16 protein-coding genes are annotated in these 15,993 nt (G+C 67.7%); 14 read left to right on the top strand and 2 right to left on the bottom strand.

Going from position 1 to position 15,993, the window contains the following annotated elements:
* Window positions 1–149: 149 nt before the first annotated feature.
* Window positions 150–1,130, bottom strand: a complete 981-nt coding sequence (locus AC5P53_RS13290; RefSeq protein WP_032962548.1) for an AraC family transcriptional regulator — start codon at window positions 1,128–1,130, stop codon at window positions 150–152.
* Window positions 1,131–1,823: 693 nt separating this feature from the next.
* Here AC5P53_RS13290 and AC5P53_RS13285 point away from each other — a divergent pair.
* From AC5P53_RS13285 to AC5P53_RS13225, 13 genes are all read left to right on the top strand, one after another.
* On the top strand, window positions 1,824–2,012 hold the full coding sequence (locus tag AC5P53_RS13285) for a Flp family type IVb pilin (RefSeq protein ID WP_005416979.1): 189 nt from the start codon (window positions 1,824–1,826) through the stop codon (window positions 2,010–2,012).
* A gap of 89 nt (window positions 2,013–2,101) precedes the next feature.
* A complete protein-coding gene (locus AC5P53_RS13280) occupies window positions 2,102–2,647 on the top strand; it encodes a prepilin peptidase (protein WP_241886983.1) in 546 nt (181 codons plus the stop codon).
* Window positions 2,644–3,120 carry a TadE/TadG family type IV pilus assembly protein gene (locus AC5P53_RS13275; protein WP_164077797.1) on the top strand — a complete coding sequence of 159 codons (477 nt, stop codon included), beginning with the start codon at window positions 2,644–2,646 and terminating at the stop codon, window positions 3,118–3,120. The genes AC5P53_RS13280 and AC5P53_RS13275 overlap by 4 nt, the downstream gene beginning before the upstream one ends.
* A gap of 25 nt (window positions 3,121–3,145) precedes the next feature.
* Window positions 3,146–4,180, top strand: coding sequence for a Flp pilus assembly protein CpaB (gene cpaB, locus AC5P53_RS13270; RefSeq protein WP_126412474.1), 1,035 nt, complete (start codon window positions 3,146–3,148; stop codon window positions 4,178–4,180).
* An 18-nt stretch (window positions 4,181–4,198) separates the two neighbouring features.
* Window positions 4,199–5,557 carry a type II and III secretion system protein family protein gene (locus tag AC5P53_RS13265; RefSeq protein WP_180835396.1) on the top strand — a complete coding sequence of 453 codons (1,359 nt, stop codon included), beginning with the start codon at window positions 4,199–4,201 and terminating at the stop codon, window positions 5,555–5,557.
* Between the two features lie 27 nt (window positions 5,558–5,584).
* Window positions 5,585–6,841: a CpaE/TadZ family protein gene (locus AC5P53_RS13260; RefSeq protein ID WP_041863560.1), complete on the top strand. Its 1,257-nt coding sequence runs from the start codon at window positions 5,585–5,587 to the stop codon at window positions 6,839–6,841.
* A complete protein-coding gene (locus tag AC5P53_RS13255; protein ID WP_241886984.1) occupies window positions 6,826–8,175 on the top strand; it encodes a TadA family conjugal transfer-associated ATPase in 1,350 nt (449 codons plus the stop codon). Before AC5P53_RS13260 ends, AC5P53_RS13255 begins: the two co-directional genes overlap by 16 nt.
* 2 nt (window positions 8,176–8,177) lie before the next feature.
* Entirely contained in the window at window positions 8,178–9,134 is a 957-nt protein-coding gene (locus AC5P53_RS13250) for a type II secretion system F family protein (protein WP_495227413.1), read from the top strand.
* 28 nt (window positions 9,135–9,162) lie between these two features.
* Window positions 9,163–10,098, top strand: coding sequence for a type II secretion system F family protein (locus tag AC5P53_RS13245; RefSeq protein ID WP_014647461.1), 936 nt, complete (start codon window positions 9,163–9,165; stop codon window positions 10,096–10,098).
* Complete coding sequence (locus AC5P53_RS13240; protein ID WP_241886986.1) at window positions 10,098–10,988, top strand: tetratricopeptide repeat protein; 891 nt, start codon at window positions 10,098–10,100, stop codon at window positions 10,986–10,988. The genes AC5P53_RS13245 and AC5P53_RS13240 overlap by 1 nt, the downstream gene beginning before the upstream one ends.
* Window positions 10,985–11,446, top strand: coding sequence for a DUF3613 domain-containing protein (locus tag AC5P53_RS13235; protein ID WP_049440896.1), 462 nt, complete (start codon window positions 10,985–10,987; stop codon window positions 11,444–11,446). Before AC5P53_RS13240 ends, AC5P53_RS13235 begins: the two co-directional genes overlap by 4 nt.
* An 8-nt stretch (window positions 11,447–11,454) precedes the next feature.
* A complete protein-coding gene (locus AC5P53_RS13230) occupies window positions 11,455–13,605 on the top strand; it encodes a TadG family pilus assembly protein (RefSeq protein ID WP_075077223.1) in 2,151 nt (716 codons plus the stop codon).
* Window positions 13,606–13,710: 105 nt separating this feature from the next.
* Complete coding sequence (locus AC5P53_RS13225; RefSeq protein ID WP_241886990.1) at window positions 13,711–14,421, top strand: DUF2968 domain-containing protein; 711 nt, start codon at window positions 13,711–13,713, stop codon at window positions 14,419–14,421.
* Window positions 14,422–14,496: 75 nt separating this feature from the next.
* On the opposite strand, the gene AC5P53_RS13220 is transcribed toward AC5P53_RS13225, so the two are convergent.
* A complete protein-coding gene (locus tag AC5P53_RS13220; RefSeq protein WP_049440902.1) occupies window positions 14,497–14,883 on the bottom strand; it encodes a hypothetical protein in 387 nt (128 codons plus the stop codon).
* A gap of 186 nt (window positions 14,884–15,069) precedes the next feature.
* Here AC5P53_RS13220 and AC5P53_RS13215 point away from each other — a divergent pair, with 186 nt between their 5' ends.
* Window positions 15,070–15,894, top strand: coding sequence for an alpha/beta fold hydrolase (locus AC5P53_RS13215; protein ID WP_014647467.1), 825 nt, complete (start codon window positions 15,070–15,072; stop codon window positions 15,892–15,894).
* The last annotated feature ends 99 nt before the right edge of the window (window positions 15,895–15,993 follow it).

The following is a 15,993-nucleotide window of genomic DNA, read 5'->3' as shown; positions in this document are numbered from 1 at the left end:
GCGGCGCACTTCAATCCGGCACGGCAATCGCGCATTCCGGCAAATCCACGGCCGGAATCGGCAGCCGTTTATGCAGAAGCGGCAACATGATCGGCAAGCGGATGTGCAATTCCGGCACGAATGCCGCGAAAACCCTTGCGGGGCTTGGCTCAGGCCGGCTGGCCGATCTGCGCGGGCGCGCGCATCAGGGTATCGCGCGGCAGTTCGCCGAATACCTTGCGGTAATTGTCGGCGAAGCGCGAAAGATCCCACAGGCCGCAGCTGAGGGCGATGGCTTTCACCGAGCGACGGCTGGAATCGGCCATCGACAGGCTGCGGCAGGCCGCGCACAGGCGCAGCATGGAGAGATACCGGTTGGGCGAGGTTCCAAACAGGTCCTCGAACGCATAACGCAGGCCGCGCTCGCTGACCCCAGCCGCATCGCAGATTTCATTCATGTAGATATTGCGGCGCAGGTTGAGCCGCATGAAGTTCTCTGCCCGCTGTGCGATCAGATAATGCGTACGCCGTGCACGGCTGCAACCCGGGCGATCCGCCGCACCGGCACCCAGAAGGGCCTGCACATGCTCGTGCAGCAGGGTTTCAGTTTCTTCCGGCTGCAGGCCTGCACCCTGCCCCAGCTGCAGGTGCAGCTGCTGGTAGTGGCGTGCCAACGGCGTGCCTTCGCTGGCCAGATTGAACAGTGACAGTGCCTGGCCAGCGGGAGGCGTGCTGCGCAGGCTCAGTTCGGTCAGCTTGCGCTGCACCCGTGCCACCGGCAGCAGCATCAGGGTCATGTGCGTGCCTGGGCTCAGGGTGAACTCACTGATGCCTTCCGGCATGATCGTCAACGCCATCCCCGGCGTGAGCGGTACGCCATGGCACCAGCTCAGCGTCTCATCGGTGGCGTGCAGGTACCCGAGCATCGCCCAGTCCGGCGGCAGCATGAAACGGCCGCGGCAGTGGAAACCGCAGCTGATGCTGCAGAACAGGGCTTCCTCGTGCACGCGCGAAGCGAATGCCGCACGTGGCCCATTGCCATCGAGCAGCAGCAGTTCGACATCACAGACACGAAGCACGCCGCTCAGCGTGGCCAGGTCTATCGACCGAAGGCCGCTGTCGCCGCTGTCTCCTACCCCACCATCGACCATGACAGTGTTGTCCCCCGTTGATCCGCCATGCGATGCGGCCCCCACTGCCTGACAGGGCGCGCAGCGATCCAGAAACCACTTCCGTTGTCGTGCAGGCCGCATCCGCTCCGATGCGGCCAACCATGGAAATGCAACAGCTTGAATGCGAGTATGCCCGATAATCGGCGAAGGTAAACCCGCGGGCTGCAATGAAGAAAAAAGATACACAGATGAAGAAAATGTCGGCGCCATTGGCACGGTCTTCGCATGCGCCGGAAAATGGAAATCACATAATCTGCACGACCATGAATCGTTTTGCCTTCGAACGGATTCTCGTCACAGAAACGGCCTGAAAGTTTCAGCATCGCGGGGTTTCTGCCGAATTTGCATATAGGTTCCTGTTGCAGCCAACTTCCATTCAGGCAAAGTCGATAGCACGGTGATCCGGCCAACTGATCCGGCCGCACCCAGGGGGACAGCATGACCACGCACGCATCATTGGATGCCTCGACCACCGGCCCCGGGCCGAGCGGTCGCGACCGTGCGGCTGGCGGCCTGCCTGGAGACGATCACCCTGCTTGAGCACAGCGGGCCCATCCCGCCGTGCCTCCTCCGCCAGGACGCGCGGAGGCCCACGGACGATCCCGGCGGAGCCGGGCCACCGCCCAACGCAGGTGTACTGCATCCGCAGACAGGTAGAGGGAGACATTGGTCATGAACGCATCGATCCGCAAATTCCTGAAGGAAGAAGACGGTGTCACCGCGCTCGAGTACGGGCTGCTGGCTGCCGTCATCGCTGGTGTCCTGATCGCGGTCGGCAACGACCAGATCAAGGGGTTCTTCGAAACGCTGTTCAAGAACCTCTCCGCACTGGCCACCAAGGCGTCGGGCTCGACGACCTGAGCGGCGACCGCGCGCGGCCGGCAGAGCCGCGACGGTGGGGCGCATGGAACCAGGCGAAGACCGTCCAGTGACGGACGACGGAGTGTGCGATGACACTGCTGGGATTGTTGGCCATCGGCGTATGCCTGCGGATCGCGATCAGTGATCTGTATGCCCGTCGGGTGCCCAACGCCTGGCTGATCGCCGCTTGCGTGATCGCCACCGTGGTGATCGTCTTCGGCCAGTTCAGTGCGCCGCGCCAGCCGTGGCTGCCCCACGTTGCCGGCGCGGCGCTCGGCCTGTTGGCGCTGCTGCCGTCCTATGCCCTGCGCTGGATGGGCGCCGGCGACGTGAAGTTCTTTGCCGTGCTGGGGCTGATGCTGGGCTGGCAGGCGCTGCTGCCGGTCTGGCTGGTCGCCAGCCTCGCCGCCGGGTTGCACGCCGTGCTGGTGCTGGCGGGCCGGCGCCTGGGGGTGTTGCTGCCCGGCCACCTGCAGATGCAGGTGAATCGCACCAGCACGCAATGGCACGCGCATCCGGCCCTGCGCGACATGCAGGCCGCACGCCAGGGACGACGTGGCATTCCCTATGCCGCCTACCTCGCACTCGCCGCCGTCGGCTGGGTGCTGGCAAGCATCTACGGAGGTGCACCATGAACATCCGCAGCCCGCGCCAGCAACGCGGCGTCGCCAGCATCGAGTTCGCCCTGATGCTGATGCTCGGCCTGTTGCCGCTGCTGCTGTTCACCTTCTCCGGGGTGATGATCATGGCAGCACAGCAGACCCTGGCCACCGCCTCGGCCGAAGGTGCGCGCGCCTCGCTGCGCTACGGCACGGCCGGCGAACGGCGCACCGCCGCCTGCGTCGCCGCACGCACCTCGATGCAATGGCTGCTGCAGTTCTCCAAGCAGAACGTGGACTGCAGCGCGGGGGGCAGCAATGCCATCGTGGTGTCCGCGCAGGCGCCCTGCGCCGGCCTGGCCACGGCCCAGTGCATGACCGTGACAGTCAGCTACGACTACGCCAGCCATCCCTTCCTGCCCGGCACCGCCACGCTCTACAAGTGGGTGATGCAGGCTCCCATCCGCAGCGTCGCGGTCGCCCAGCTCGATCTCGGCAGCGGCAACTGATGACCGGTATTTTGGAGACGGTTCCATGCTCAAGTTGACCCGCATCGCTGCCGTCGCCCTGATCGGCCTGGCCGTGCTGCTGGCGCTGATCGCCTTCATGATCGGGCGCAAACCGGCCGCACCGGTCACGGCCGCGCCGATCACGCACAACGAAGTGCAGGCCATCACGGTGGTGGAAGCCGTGGCGCGCCTGCCCGCGGGCGAGCCGATCAGCGCCAACGACCTGCGCTTGGCCCAGCGCACATCCCCCGTCGCCGGTGCCGCCACCAGCATCGCCGCCGTGGTCGGCAAGGTGCCGGTGCAGGACATCGCCGAAGGCAGCCCGGTCAGCAGCAGCGCATTGGCACAGGGCTTCTCGCTGCAGCTGCGGCCGGGCGAGCGCGCACTGGCCGTGCCCGTGGACGAACTGGTCGGTGCCGGCAACCGCATCCTTCCCGGCGACTTCGTCGACGTCTTCCTCAACCTGCGCAATGCCCAGCCCAGCATCAACAGCCCCGCCGAAGCCGCGCAGACGCGCCTGCTGCTGTCGCGCCTGCGCGTGCTGAGCTATGGGCAGCAGGACATCGCGCCGGTCGCCTCGGAAGCCACCTCCAATAGCGAGGCCGACACCCGCAACGACCCGCGCGCGGCCGACATCACCGGCAGTGGCGGCAGCCACAGCAGCAATGAAGCCCCGCAACCCGCGCGCAGCGCGGTGCTGGCGGTACCGGTGGCCGACGCCAATCGACTGCTGCTGGGTGCGCAGCAGGGCAAGCTGTTCCTGGCGCTGCGCAATCCCGCCGATACCGGCCTGCCCGACCTCGCACTGTTCCCTCAGTCGCGCGGCGTGATCGATCCGCTGCGTGGGCTCGACGCAGAGCAGCAGCTGGCGCTGCAGCGCCCGGAGAACCACGCCTTCGCCGGTATCGACGGCGACGCGCTGGCCGGCCGCGGCAGCGCCCCGCCACGCAGCAACGCGGATGCACCCGCGCGTGCGCCGGCGCCCCGTCGCAGCGCCCCGCGCGCTTCGGGTATCGAGATCATCCGTGGCGACAGTTCCGCCCCCCGTGGCTCCCTTTGACCAGCATCGAGCGCATCCATGACCGAACGTCACCGCCGTCCACGCCTTTCTCCCCGCCAGCGGTGGCTGGCCCTGCTGCTGGTGCTGCTGGCACCGGCAACGAGCGTGGCCGCCGATGACCTGGTGCTGCAGGCCCGTGAGCAGCGTCCCTGGAACCTGCCGGCCGACCTGGAACGGGTGGCCATTGCCGACCCCGGCGTTGCCGACATCGTGATGCTGCGCGGCCAGCGCCAGGCGCTGCTGGTGGGCAGGATGCCCGGCACCACCACCCTGCTGCTGTGGCACCGCAAGCAGGCCGAGCCGCAACGGGTGACAGTACGGGTGCAGAGCGCCGTACAGGGCGCGGCCAGCACCGGCGGCAACGATCTGGTGTTCACCCAGCAGGACCAGCAGGGCCTTTTGCAGGGAAGCACTGACAGCGTGCTCTCGCACATGCAGGAACAACGCACGGCGGCGATGGCACTGGGCAAGGAAGGTGCGCTTGCCGATACGTCCACCATCAGCAGCGGCGGTGTGGTCCAGGTCGAGGTCAAGGTGGTCGAGTTCAACAAGACCGCGATGAAGCAGATCGGCATCAACTTCCAGAACCGCAACGGCGGCTTCGCTTACGGCTTCGCGCGGCCCGGCACCGGGTTGCCGGGCAACACCGGCCTGCTGCCCGGCATGAAGGAAGGCAACAGCAGCAACGAGGCCGTCTCGCCGATTTCCTCGGCATTCCGCCTTGTTTTCGGCTCGACCAAGGGGCTGTGGAACGCCGATGTCGAACTGCTGCAGGCCAATGGCATGGCCCGCGTACTGGCCGAGCCGACGCTGGTGGCGCTGTCCGGGCAGAGCGCCAGTTTCCTGGCCGGTGGCGAACTGCCGATCCTGGAACCGCAGGGGCTTGGCACTACCACCATCACCTACAAGCCGTTCGGCATCGGCCTGACCGTGACCCCGACCGTGCTGGCAGCGAACCGCATCGCGCTGAAGGTAGCGCCCGAAGCGAGCGACCTGGACTACAGCAATGCCATTGTGCTCAACAACGTGCAGATTCCCTCGATCACCACCCGCCGCGCCGACACCACCGTCGAGCTGGGTGATGGCGAGAGTTTCGTCATCGGGGGCCTGGTCAGCTCCAACATCGTCTCCAACGTCAGCAAGATTCCGCTGCTGGGCGACCTGCCGATCATCGGCTCGTTCTTCCGCAACTTCGATTACAAGCGCCAGGACAAGGAGCTGGTGATCATCGTCACCCCGCGCCTGGTGCAGCCACTGGCGCGCAACACCGAACTGCCGCTGCCCGGCGAGCGCGAAGCCAGGCCGCATCTCCCCGAGTGGGGTTCCTGGTTGCTGGGTCCGGTCAGCCAGGACCCGGTGCCCGGATTCTCGCGCTGACTCCATGATGCCTGCGATACCACGCCCATGCCCTACGCCACCGCCCAGCCGCTGCATCCGCAAGGACCGCCAATGAACCTGGTCCTGTACGGCATCGACCGCGAACTGCTGCCCCGGCTGGCCGCCAAGCTGCCGCCGAGCACCGCCCTGCATTGGCAGGACAGCAACGCCCCCACCTCCGCCCAGGACCTGCAACGCGGCCCGCAGAGCCTGGTGCTGCTCGACTTCCGGCCCGAGCATGCGGCCGCCTCGAGCGTGCTGGCGCAGCAGCTGCAGCAGACCCAACCGGACCTGCCGCTGGTGGCCGTGGGCGCCACCAGCGCCGGCCAGGTCGAAGGCGTGGTGATCGCGCTGCGCGCCGGCCTGCGCGATGTACTGGACCTGGACAGTGACGACGCAGGCATCGAGGCGGCCTTGCGGCGCGCCCTGTCTCCGCGCCCGGCAGCGGTTGCCCAGCACGCACACAAGGCACGCCTGATCGTGCTGCTGGGTGTGCGCGCCGGCGTCGGCACCAGCACCCTGGCCGCACATCTTTCGGTGCTGGCGCAGCAGACGCGCGCCTTGGCCCAGGGCGAAGCCGTGCAGCAGGACGGCCTGCTGATGGAGCTGGCGCAGCCCTCCGGCGACCTCGCGCTGTACCTCAATCTCGACAGCCGCTTCCACTACGAAGACGCGCTGCGCAATGCCAGCCGCATCGATGCCACCCTCGCCCGCACGGCCATGGCGCGCCATGACTCCGGGCTGGTGCTGCTGGATCGTGCCAGTGGCAGCGATGCCGTTCCGCCCTCGGATCCTGGCGCGCTGCTGCAGCGCCTGCGCGGCGTGTTCGCCAGCGTGCTGTGCGATGCCGGCGGCTGCCCGTTGCGGCAGCTTCCGCCCCTGTTGCTGGACCAGGCCGACGAGATCTGGCTGGTCACCGATGCCTCGATCGCCACGCTGGTTTCTCTGGACCAGGCCCTGAAGCACCTGGCGGGCCAGCGTGAGCGCGAGAAGCGCCTGCAACTGGTGATCAACCGCCACGATGACAGCAGCGGCATGAGCCCGGAACAGATCGCACGCCGCTTCGAAGTACCGCTGCTGGCGACGCTGCCCGAACGACCGCGCGTGCGCCTGGCCGCCAGCCAGGGACACCTGCTGCTGCAGGATGCCCCGCGCGACCCCTATCTGCGTGCCCTCGCCCCGCTCGTGTCGCGCCTGGATCCGGCCGCCTGCCCGGTCCAGCCGCATGGCCTGCGGGAAAGACTCTCCCTTGCCCTGGGTGGATCGCAATGGAAGACAAGGTAACCCCGTTCCCGCATGCCGTTGCCCGCCCGGTACTGCCCGAATCTGCCCCGGGCCACCTGCCGTTCGCGCAGACCGAGCAGTACCAGAAGGTGCTGTCGGCCGCGCATGAGCATCTGCTCAACAGCATCGAGGACGAGCGCATCGACATCGATTCCTGGGCCCCGGACACCATCGCCCGCTGGGTGCAGGTGCAGACCGTGGGCTTCATCCAGGAATGGCGCATCCCGATCAACGAAGAAGAGATGCAGGTGGTCGCCGAGGGACTGGTCAAGGAGCTGACCGGTTTCGGCCCGCTGGACGACCTGCTCCACGACCCCTCCATCGAAGACATCCTGATCAACGGCTTCAAGGACGTGCACGTTTCGCAGGGCGGACAGCTCAAGCGCGCCACCCAGCGCTTCACCGATGATACCCACCTGCTGCGCATCCTGCGCCGCATCCTCGCCCCGCTCGGCCGCCGGCTGGATGATTCCAATCCGATGGTCGACGCGCGCCTGCCCAACGGTGGCCGCCTCAACGCGATCATCTCGCCGCTGGCGGTGGACGGACCGATGGTGTCCATCCGCAAGTTCCGCAAGGACCCGTTCACCCCCGACGAACTGCTCGCCAAGGGCACCTTCGACGCACCGATGCAGGCACTGCTGAAGGCGATGGTGCTGGGGCGCTGCAACATCCTGGTCTCCGGCGGCACCAGCTCGGGCAAGACCTCGCTGCTCAATGCCCTGGCCAGCTACGTGCCGGCCGATGAGCGCGTCATCACCGTGGAGGACACCGCCGAGCTTTCGCTGAACCATCCGCACGTGGTGCGCCTGGAGAGCCGCATCGGCGGCGCCGAGGGCCAGGGCGCGGTCAGCATCCGCGACCTGGTGCGCAACAGCCTGCGCATGCGCCCGGACCGCATCGTGGTCGGCGAAGTGCGCGGCGCTGAAGTGCTGGAAATGCTGCAGGCGATGAACACCGGCCACGACGGATCGATGGCCACCATCCACGCCAACACGCCGCGCGACTGCCTGTACCGCATCGAGATGCTGGCCGGGTTTGCCGGCTTCCAGGGCAGCGAAGACAGCCTGCGCCGGCAGATCGCCAGCGCCATTGATTTCATCGTGCAGATCTCGCGACTGGGCAGCGGGCGCCGGGTGCTGGTCTCGATCACCGAGATCACCGGGGTCAGCGACAACCTGATCACCACCCAGGAGATGTTCCGCCACGAGGTGCAGATCGATGCCACCGGCCGCGAGACCGACCGCTGGATCGGCCTGGGCTTCCATCCGCATTCGCACAAGCTGGAGCCGTTCCGCCAGCAGCTGCGCGAATCACTCTACGGGGACTTCTGAACATGGGCACCGGCCTGCTGCTGGGCGTGTTGAGCATCATCTCGGTGCTGCTGGCGCTGGCCGTCTGGCTCTGGGGTACCGCCAGCAGCCGTGAACAGCGCCAGGCCTCGCTGCAGCACACCGAGCAGCAGCTGGCACGCGGCAGCACGGCCGGTGCGGTGCCGGCCGGGCCTGCCGTTGCGGCGGCGAACGATTCGGCCCGCCCCGCCAGCAGTGGGAGCCGCGCATTACCCTGGGATGGCGTCCTGCAGCGCGCCGGCCTGCAGCCGGGCTGGAAGCTGCCACTGATGCTGCTGGTACCGGGACTGGTGCTTGCGGTCGTGGCGGCGGTGCGGCTGGGCACGGCCTGGATGTTTCCGCTGACCCTTCTGCTGTACCTGCTGGGCTGCTGGCTGTGGGTGATGCGCCGGATCACGAGACTGCGCGCGCAGCTGCTGCACCAGATGCCGGACTTCCTCGACAACCTGGTCCGCCTCACCGCGCTGGGCAACAGCCTGCAGGCCGCGTTCCAGGTGTCTTCGATGCAGACCAGCGCGCCACTGCGCGGCCTGCTGGACACCACGGTGCGCTATACGCGCAGCGGCATGGAGCTGGATCGTGCATTGAGCCTGGCCGCACAGCCGTACCGCATGGACGTGCTGAAGGTGCTGGCGGTGGTGATCGGGGTGAGCGTGCGCATCGGCGGGCGCGCCGACCAGATCCTGCAGCGCATGGGTGATTTCATGCGCGACCTGGAGCAGGCCCAGCAGGAGTTGGCCGCCACCACGTCGGAAACCCGCATGTCGGCCTGGGTATTGGGGCTGCTGCCACCGGCCAGTGCGGTGCTGATGGCGATCTCCAGCCCGGCGTTCTTCCAGCCGGTGCTGCATGACCCGCTCGGCCACAGGATCCTGCTGATCGCACTGGGCCTGGAACTGCTCGGGGCGTTGCTGCTGTACCGCCTGGCCAAATCGCTATGACGGCCCGCAGCTACCCGGGAGGTGCCCGATGAGCGCCAGCGCCTGGTTCGCCCTTTCGCTGCTGGTGCTGGCAGCGGGCGTCGCCCTGCTCGGCATTGCCGGCTGGGTGCGCAGCCATCGCGAGCACCGCACCTCGGCCGCGCTGAAGACCGCCCTGCAGCCGCGCGAGGAAGCCCGCGACACCGAGGCCACGCGCCGCGACTCGCTGGGCTGGCTCGAGCGCTTCGGGCGCTCGCTCAGTGGTGGCCGCCTGGAGGCCGCGCTGCTGGCCAACGAGGACAGGCTGCTGCTGGACCTGGCCGGCTGGAACACGCGCCGCGGCACCGCCATCTATCTCGGCCTGCGCCTGTTGCTTGCGCTGCTGGTGCTGGCGCTGGCGCTGGCGTTCAGCAGCGCGCACGGTCTGGCCAGGGTGATGGTGGTGATCGGTGCGCTGGCGGCCGGGCTGCTGCTGCCCAAGTTCGTGCTGTCGTCGTGGGTCAAGCGCCGCCGCCGCGCGGTCGAGAACGAACTGCCCTTGCTGATCGACCTGCTGCGCCTGCTGCAGGGCGTGGGCTTCAGCATGGACCAGAGCCTGCAGACGCTGGGCGACAAGCTGCGCGATGCGTTGCCGGTACTGGGCGGCGAACTGCAGGAAGCCAACGTGGCCTACACCCACGGCCGCACCCGCGCGCAGTCACTGCGGCGCTTGAGCGAGGTCTACGCCGATGACGACCTGGCCAGCCTGATGCAGCTGATCCTGCAGGTGCATGCGCACGGCGGCGCCGTGCAGGAACCGCTGCGCCAGTTCAGCATCCGCCTGCGCGAGCAGCGCCGCAACACGTTGAAGGAAAAGGTCGGCAAGCTCTCGGTGAAGATGACCGTGGTGATGATGCTGACCCTGTTGCCGGCACTGATGCTGGTGCTTGCCGGTCCAGCGCTGGTCGCGCTGGCCACCACCATGTCCAAGATGGGATCGCCCTGATGCCTGCCCTGCGCACCCCCTGCCTGCTGCTTGCCGTCGCCCTCGCCACCCTGGCCAGTGGCTGCGCATCGACCACGCCGAAGTACGTGCGGGCGCCCAGCCTTGCGCCGCCGGAGCCCGATCCGCAGGACAGCCGCAACACCTATCTGGAGCTGATCGAGCGCATGCAGCAGCAGGGCGCCTGGTATGCCTCGCTCGCCCACGTGGAGGCCTTCCGCCAACGCTATGGTGATCGCCCCGCCCTGCGCCTGCTGCAGGCCGACGCCCTGCGCGAGACTGGCCAGAGCGACGCAGCGGTCGCGCTGTATCGCGAGCTGTCCAGCGGGCCGCAGGCCGCTGCGGCCGCCCACGGCCTGGGCCTGATCGCTGCACGCCGCGATGACGACGCCGGCAGCGAACAGGCGCTGGCGCGCGCCACGCAACTGCAGCCCTTGAACACCGACTACCTGGGCGACCTGGGTTATGCGCGGCTGCGCGCCGGCCAGTTCGACCAGGCGCGCGAGCCGCTGGCCAAGGCCCTGGAACTGTCGCCAGGCAACGCCAAGGCCACGGCCAATCTCGCACTGTGGGCGCTCCTGCGCGGCGACCAGGCCACCGCGGAGCGCCTGGCGGCACAGGCCAACCTCAACGACGAAACGCGCCGCAGCATCCAGCAGCAGGCCCAGCAGATCCGCACGCGCCTGCAGCAGCGGCAGGCGGCGGTCGCCGTCAACGCCCCTGCGCCTGCGTCCGCGGCCAGCAGCGAACACGGCGCCCGTGCGTCGGGCAGCACCCGGCTGGCAGCCGAACCACGCCGCGAAGCACGTGACGAGCGCGATCCGCAGCGCCTGCCACCGTCGATGCTGGAACGCTTCAGCACCACCGAACACCCGACCGGAAGCACACCATGACTGCGATGCGCCTGACCCGACGCCTGTTGCCCGTGCTGTCCTGCCTGCTTGCTGCCGGTGCCGTGCAGGCCCAGCAACAGCCATTGACCGGACAGATGCTCGGTGGCCCCTTGCCGTCGGCACCGGCCGCAGCACCGATGCAGGCCGAGCCGCTTCCCACCGTGGAGCTGGCCGCACCCGCCGCATCCGCGGCGGTGGCAGCGGTGCCACCGGCACTCCCCGCAACCGACGGTGCCCCGCCGGCAACACCGCGTGCGCGCCTGCAGAGCGGCGAAGCCACCCGCAACCTGTTCCGCCTGCAGGCGTCGGGACAGCAGGCCGGCCAGCGCCTGCCGATCCTGGGTGACCAGGCCACCCTGAGTTATGCGCGTTACCTGAAGAGCTTTGAACACGAGATCCCGGACTTCTTTGAGACCGATGTTGCCCGGTCCAAGGATGCCTCCTCCTCCGGACGCTGAGGTAGGCCATGAAACGCCCACGCCAGTTCAGTTTCGGCCGCGCACGCGGCGGCATGTCGGTCACCATGATGCTGGTCATGCTGGCCTTGCTGGCGATGCTGGGCCTGATCGAGATCGGCTATCTGTTCTGGGCCAAGCGCGATGCGCAGAAGGTTGCCGATCTGGCCGCACTGGCCGGCGCGCAGCGACTGGAGTTGTGCAGCGCGGACAACAGCGACAACAGCGCCGCCCGGCAAAGCGCACTGGCCCAGAACAGGTTCGCAGGCACCTTGCAGGTCCGCTGCGGCAACTGGAGTGCCAGCCGCGGTACCAGCAACCGTTTCGTCACCAGCGTTGATGCCAGCAACCCGCGCAATGCGGTGCAGGTGATCGCCGAGCGCAGCGTGCTGCCCTTCTTCGGCCAGAACACCAGCCTGCCGACCGTCAGCGTGCAGGCGGTCGCCCGCCGCTCGGAGCCCACGGCGGTGTTCGCGGTGGGCTCGCAGCTGCTGCGCACCAATGGCGATTCCGTACTGCTGTCGACCCTGCGCCTGGTCGGCCTGGATGTCAGCAATGCCACGGTGCTGTCCTATGACGGTCTGGCGCAGGCCAACGTCACCCCATCCGGCCTGCTGAAGGCACTCAACATCCCGGTGAGCGCCAACCTCAGCGTGGCCGATTTCAACCGCCTGCTGTCGGTCAACAAGATCTCGCTGGCGCAACTGGTCGATGCCACCGCCACCGTGGTCGGCCGTGACTCGACGGTGGGCGTGCAGCTGCGCGCCCTGTCCGACCTGGTCGCCACCCAGCTGGACATCAACAAGCTCAACATCGTGCTCGGCAGCCAGGCCGGCGGCGGCGGGCTGTTCGCGGAAGTTGTCTCACCCGACGGCACCGTCGGCAGCGCACTGGAATCGAAGATCAACGTGCTCAACCTGATCAGCACCGCCATCTCCATCGCCAACGATGGCAACGGCGTGACGATCAAGGGGCTGGACCTGCTGGGCATCAACATCCAGGGCGGCGTGGTCGAGCCGCCGTCGATCGCCATCGGCGGCGTCGGCACCCGCGCCTACAATGCGCAGGTGCGGCTGATGGTGGACGTGGACAGCAACAACCTGTTCGCGCTTGGGCCGCTGCTGAACCTGCTCGGCACGCGCCTGCACCTGCCGCTGCACGTCGACGTGGCCAACGGCATGGGTACCCTGACCGGCATCCAGTGCGGCGGCAGTCCCCCCAAGGCCACCATCCAGGTCGATTCATCGGTGCTGCGTGCCTGCGTCGGCAACGTCGACCCCGCACAGCGATTCTCCAAGGCCAATGTCTGCGACGCCACGCTGCAGAACGAACAGCTGTTGAAGCTGCTGGGCCAGCCGCTGATCAACGACAGGATCACCCTGCCCGCCCTCACCGGCTCACAGAACCTGACCCTGGCTGCGGGCGAGACCGGCTCGACCCGGATCAATCCGCTCGCGATCGGTGACGCAGTGTCGAGCCTGGTCAACGAGCTGCTGCGGGTGCTGTCGGGCATGCTCAGCTCGCCCAAGCAGGGCATGAGTGCCAACGACACGGCCAAGGCGCTGGCCGATCGTTACCTGCAGGCGGCCTTTCCCACTGGCGGACGCTACAACGTCGACCAGGTCATCCCGCTGCTGCGCGATGGCGATCCGGCACGCAACCTCGCCCCGCTGGGCAACTGGACGGTGAAGAATGGCGTCCCCAAGCCCTGCCTGCTGGGCCTGACCACCTGCTGGGAAGACGGTTCGGTGTGGACCGGTTACAGGACGACCGTCACCGGCCAGGGCCTGGGCCTGCTCGATGGCCTGCTCGGCTCGCTGGTCGGCGGCCTGCTGATCAACCGCTGCGACAGCCTGCTCGGCAACCTGATCGACTACAACGGCTGCGTGCGCAACAACCTGGCGTCGTACATCCAGACCGCGCCGGCGGGTTTCCTCGATGGCGCCAGTGGCAGCGGCGTCGCCAACCCGGACGGAAGCGTCAGCTGCAGCGGCCTGCTGTGCACCGTGCTGAAGCCGATCCTGGCCGCACTGCGACCGGTGCTCAACAGTGTCGGCACTCTGCTGACCAACCTGCTGGCCAGCGTGCTGGGCCTGGAACTGGGCCGGACCGACGTCAACGTGCAGTCGATCCAGTGCAGCGCGGCACAGCTGGTCTATTGAAATCGCGCCGTGACCGCCGCCCTTGGCGGCGCCCGCGCCCATGCTAGACTCCCGGCGGGGAACCACCTTCATCTCAACCCACACTCATCCGTGGATGGTCTAGACATGCGAGAAACTTCAGGGGGCGCGGTCTTCGCCCGGCACGCGCGCAACGCAGCAGTGCTGGCCGTGGCCATGATGCTGGTGGCACCGGCGGCGATGGCCGCGCGTGGCGACCGCGAGGCTGCAGCCGAACCGGCGCGCAGCGCGCCGGTGGTGCGCAATACCGTGGACGAGCTCAAGCAGTTGATGGATTCGCGCCAGCTGACCGAGCTGCGCACCACCTACAACGGCAACTACGGCGCCAGCCTGCTGTTCAACGCCAATACCCTGACCTACTACGTCGCCCTGTTCCAGGAGAAGAACTTCTGGCGGGTGATCAAGACCGATGCGGTGGACAACGCCGAACGTGTCTACCGCACCTTCGCGCAGCAGTCCGAGCAGCTGGCCCAGGTCTACATCGACACCACCCGCCTGGAAGCCGGCAAGCGCTACACCGAGCGCCTGGTGGCCTACAACGAAGAACGCCTGCGCACCCTGCAGCAGGAAATGGAACAGCAGCAGGCACAGTCGGCGCATGTCAGCGCCGCCCTGCAGCAGGCCCAGCAGCAGGCAGTCAGCCTCAGCACCGATGTGCAGAGCACCAACAGCCAGCTGGACGCCCTGCAGCGCCGCATCCAGATCCTGCAGGCCGAACAGGGCAACCCGGAGTTGAGCCTGCCCAAGCCGGACAGCGTGCCCTCGCCGGCACCGGCCGCCACCAGCGACGGCCGCTGAGAGCTGCACTCACGGCATTGCACACGACGGCGCCCCAGGGCGCCGTTGTTGTTTTCGGCGCTTCAGTGCACCACTTCACTGGCAGGCGTCGTAGACCGCGTCATCCAGCTGCCGGCGCTGCACGAAATCCAACCGCCGACGTTTGAGCAGCGCCTGTCCGCGCTGGCGGCGCACACGCTCGCAGGCCGCCGCATCCGTACTGATCGTGATCAATGCGCCCTGCGCCCGGACGGCACGACGCGGGCGACGCGACGGCTTCGATGGCGTGACTGCGGGAACCACCGCCCCACGGGACAATGACTGCTCCGCCGGGACATCCCAGCGCCACGCCGACCGGCCCTGGCAGGGTGTCTGCTGGTAGACCGGATGCGGTCCATCCACGCATTTGTAGACATTGGTCTGAGCCGGCGCGGCCATCGGCAACAGCAGGCACAACAGCAGGGACCATCGCGTGGCGGGCATCCGGGCATTCCACAGGCGGGCTGCGGACATCCTCGGCGCGCGACTCGGGTCCCGCCAGAGCGATATGCGTCACATCCTCTGCAATCCAGCACAGCGGTGCAAGTCCGTCGCCGGCACCTGCGCTGTACTGCCGAAGGCACCGGCAGCCTGCCGGTGCCTTCCCTCCCTTCCGCCAAGGAACCTGCAATGAGCAACTTCGTCACCGTCGCCGACGGCGCCCGCATCTTCTACAAGGATTGGGGCAACGGCCAGCCGATCGTGTTCGCCCACGGCTGGCCGCTGTCGTCCGATGCCTGGGACCCGCAGATGCTGTTCATGGGCCAGAACGGTTACCGCGTGATCGCCCACGACCGCCGCAGCCACGGCCGTTCCAGCCAGACCTGGGACGGCAACAACATGGACACCTACGCCGACGATCTGGCTGCAGTGATCGAGGCGCTGGACCTGAAGGACGCGATCCTGGTCGGCCATTCCACCGGCGGCGGCGAAGTGGCCCACTACATCGGCCGCCACGGCAGCACGCGCGTGGCCAAGGTGGTGCTGGTCGGCGCCGTGCCGCCGCTGATGCTCAAGACCGCCGGCAACCCGGCCGGCACCCCGCTGGAGGTCTTCGACGGCATCCGCAAGGGCACCGGCGGCGACCGTTCGCAGTTCTTCAAGGACCTGACCACCCCGTTCTTCGGCGCCAACCGCGATGGCAACACGGTCACCCAGGGCATGCGTGATGCGTTCTGGCTGCAGGGCATGCTCGGTGGCGTCAAGGGCCAGTACGACTGCGTGCACGAATTCTCGGAAGTGGATTACACCGAAGACCTGAAGAAGATCGACGTGCCGGCACTGGTCGTGCACGGTGATGACGACCAGATCGTCCCGTTCGATGCCTCGGCCAAGCTCTCCTCGCAGATCATCAAGAATGCCGAACTGAAGGTATACGCCGGTGCCCCGCACGGCCTGACCATCACCCACGCCGAGCAGTTCAACGCCGACCTGTTGGCGTTCGCGCGCAGTTGATGCGCCGCGGCGGCACTGTAACGGTGCCGCCGCCCCTTCGATCGCAAAAAGGGGACGGAGGGGATTAAGTCGTTTGTGCACAAACGACTTAATCCCCTC

It is taken from the genome of Stenotrophomonas sp. YJH_SMC_82 (genome assembly GCF_059368875.1).
Note: the sequence above shows the minus strand (reverse complement) of the source record. Positions and strands in the feature narration are given on the sequence as shown.

What these genes read in the sequence shown, in the direction of transcription:
- AC5P53_RS13290 (WP_032962548.1), bottom strand. Translation starts at nt 1,130, where the DNA reads ATGGTCGATGGTGGGGTAGGAGACAGCGGCGACAGCGGCCTTCGGTCG.
- AC5P53_RS13285 (WP_005416979.1), top strand. Translation starts at nt 1,824, where the DNA reads ATGAACGCATCGATCCGCAAATTCCTGAAGGAAGAAGACGGTGTCACC.
- AC5P53_RS13280 (WP_241886983.1), top strand. Translation starts at nt 2,102, where the DNA reads ATGACACTGCTGGGATTGTTGGCCATCGGCGTATGCCTGCGGATCGCG.
- AC5P53_RS13275 (WP_164077797.1), top strand. Translation starts at nt 2,644, where the DNA reads ATGAACATCCGCAGCCCGCGCCAGCAACGCGGCGTCGCCAGCATCGAG.
- cpaB (WP_126412474.1), top strand. Translation starts at nt 3,146, where the DNA reads ATGCTCAAGTTGACCCGCATCGCTGCCGTCGCCCTGATCGGCCTGGCC.
- AC5P53_RS13265 (WP_180835396.1), top strand. Translation starts at nt 4,199, where the DNA reads ATGACCGAACGTCACCGCCGTCCACGCCTTTCTCCCCGCCAGCGGTGG.
- AC5P53_RS13260 (WP_041863560.1), top strand. Translation starts at nt 5,585, where the DNA reads ATGCCCTACGCCACCGCCCAGCCGCTGCATCCGCAAGGACCGCCAATG.
- AC5P53_RS13255 (WP_241886984.1), top strand. Translation starts at nt 6,826, where the DNA reads ATGGAAGACAAGGTAACCCCGTTCCCGCATGCCGTTGCCCGCCCGGTA.
- AC5P53_RS13250 (WP_495227413.1), top strand. Translation starts at nt 8,178, where the DNA reads ATGGGCACCGGCCTGCTGCTGGGCGTGTTGAGCATCATCTCGGTGCTG.
- AC5P53_RS13245 (WP_014647461.1), top strand. Translation starts at nt 9,163, where the DNA reads ATGAGCGCCAGCGCCTGGTTCGCCCTTTCGCTGCTGGTGCTGGCAGCG.
- AC5P53_RS13240 (WP_241886986.1), top strand. Translation starts at nt 10,098, where the DNA reads ATGCCTGCCCTGCGCACCCCCTGCCTGCTGCTTGCCGTCGCCCTCGCC.
- AC5P53_RS13235 (WP_049440896.1), top strand. Translation starts at nt 10,985, where the DNA reads ATGACTGCGATGCGCCTGACCCGACGCCTGTTGCCCGTGCTGTCCTGC.
- AC5P53_RS13230 (WP_075077223.1), top strand. Translation starts at nt 11,455, where the DNA reads ATGAAACGCCCACGCCAGTTCAGTTTCGGCCGCGCACGCGGCGGCATG.
- AC5P53_RS13225 (WP_241886990.1), top strand. Translation starts at nt 13,711, where the DNA reads ATGCGAGAAACTTCAGGGGGCGCGGTCTTCGCCCGGCACGCGCGCAAC.
- AC5P53_RS13220 (WP_049440902.1), bottom strand. Translation starts at nt 14,883, where the DNA reads ATGCCCGCCACGCGATGGTCCCTGCTGTTGTGCCTGCTGTTGCCGATG.
- AC5P53_RS13215 (WP_014647467.1), top strand. Translation starts at nt 15,070, where the DNA reads ATGAGCAACTTCGTCACCGTCGCCGACGGCGCCCGCATCTTCTACAAG.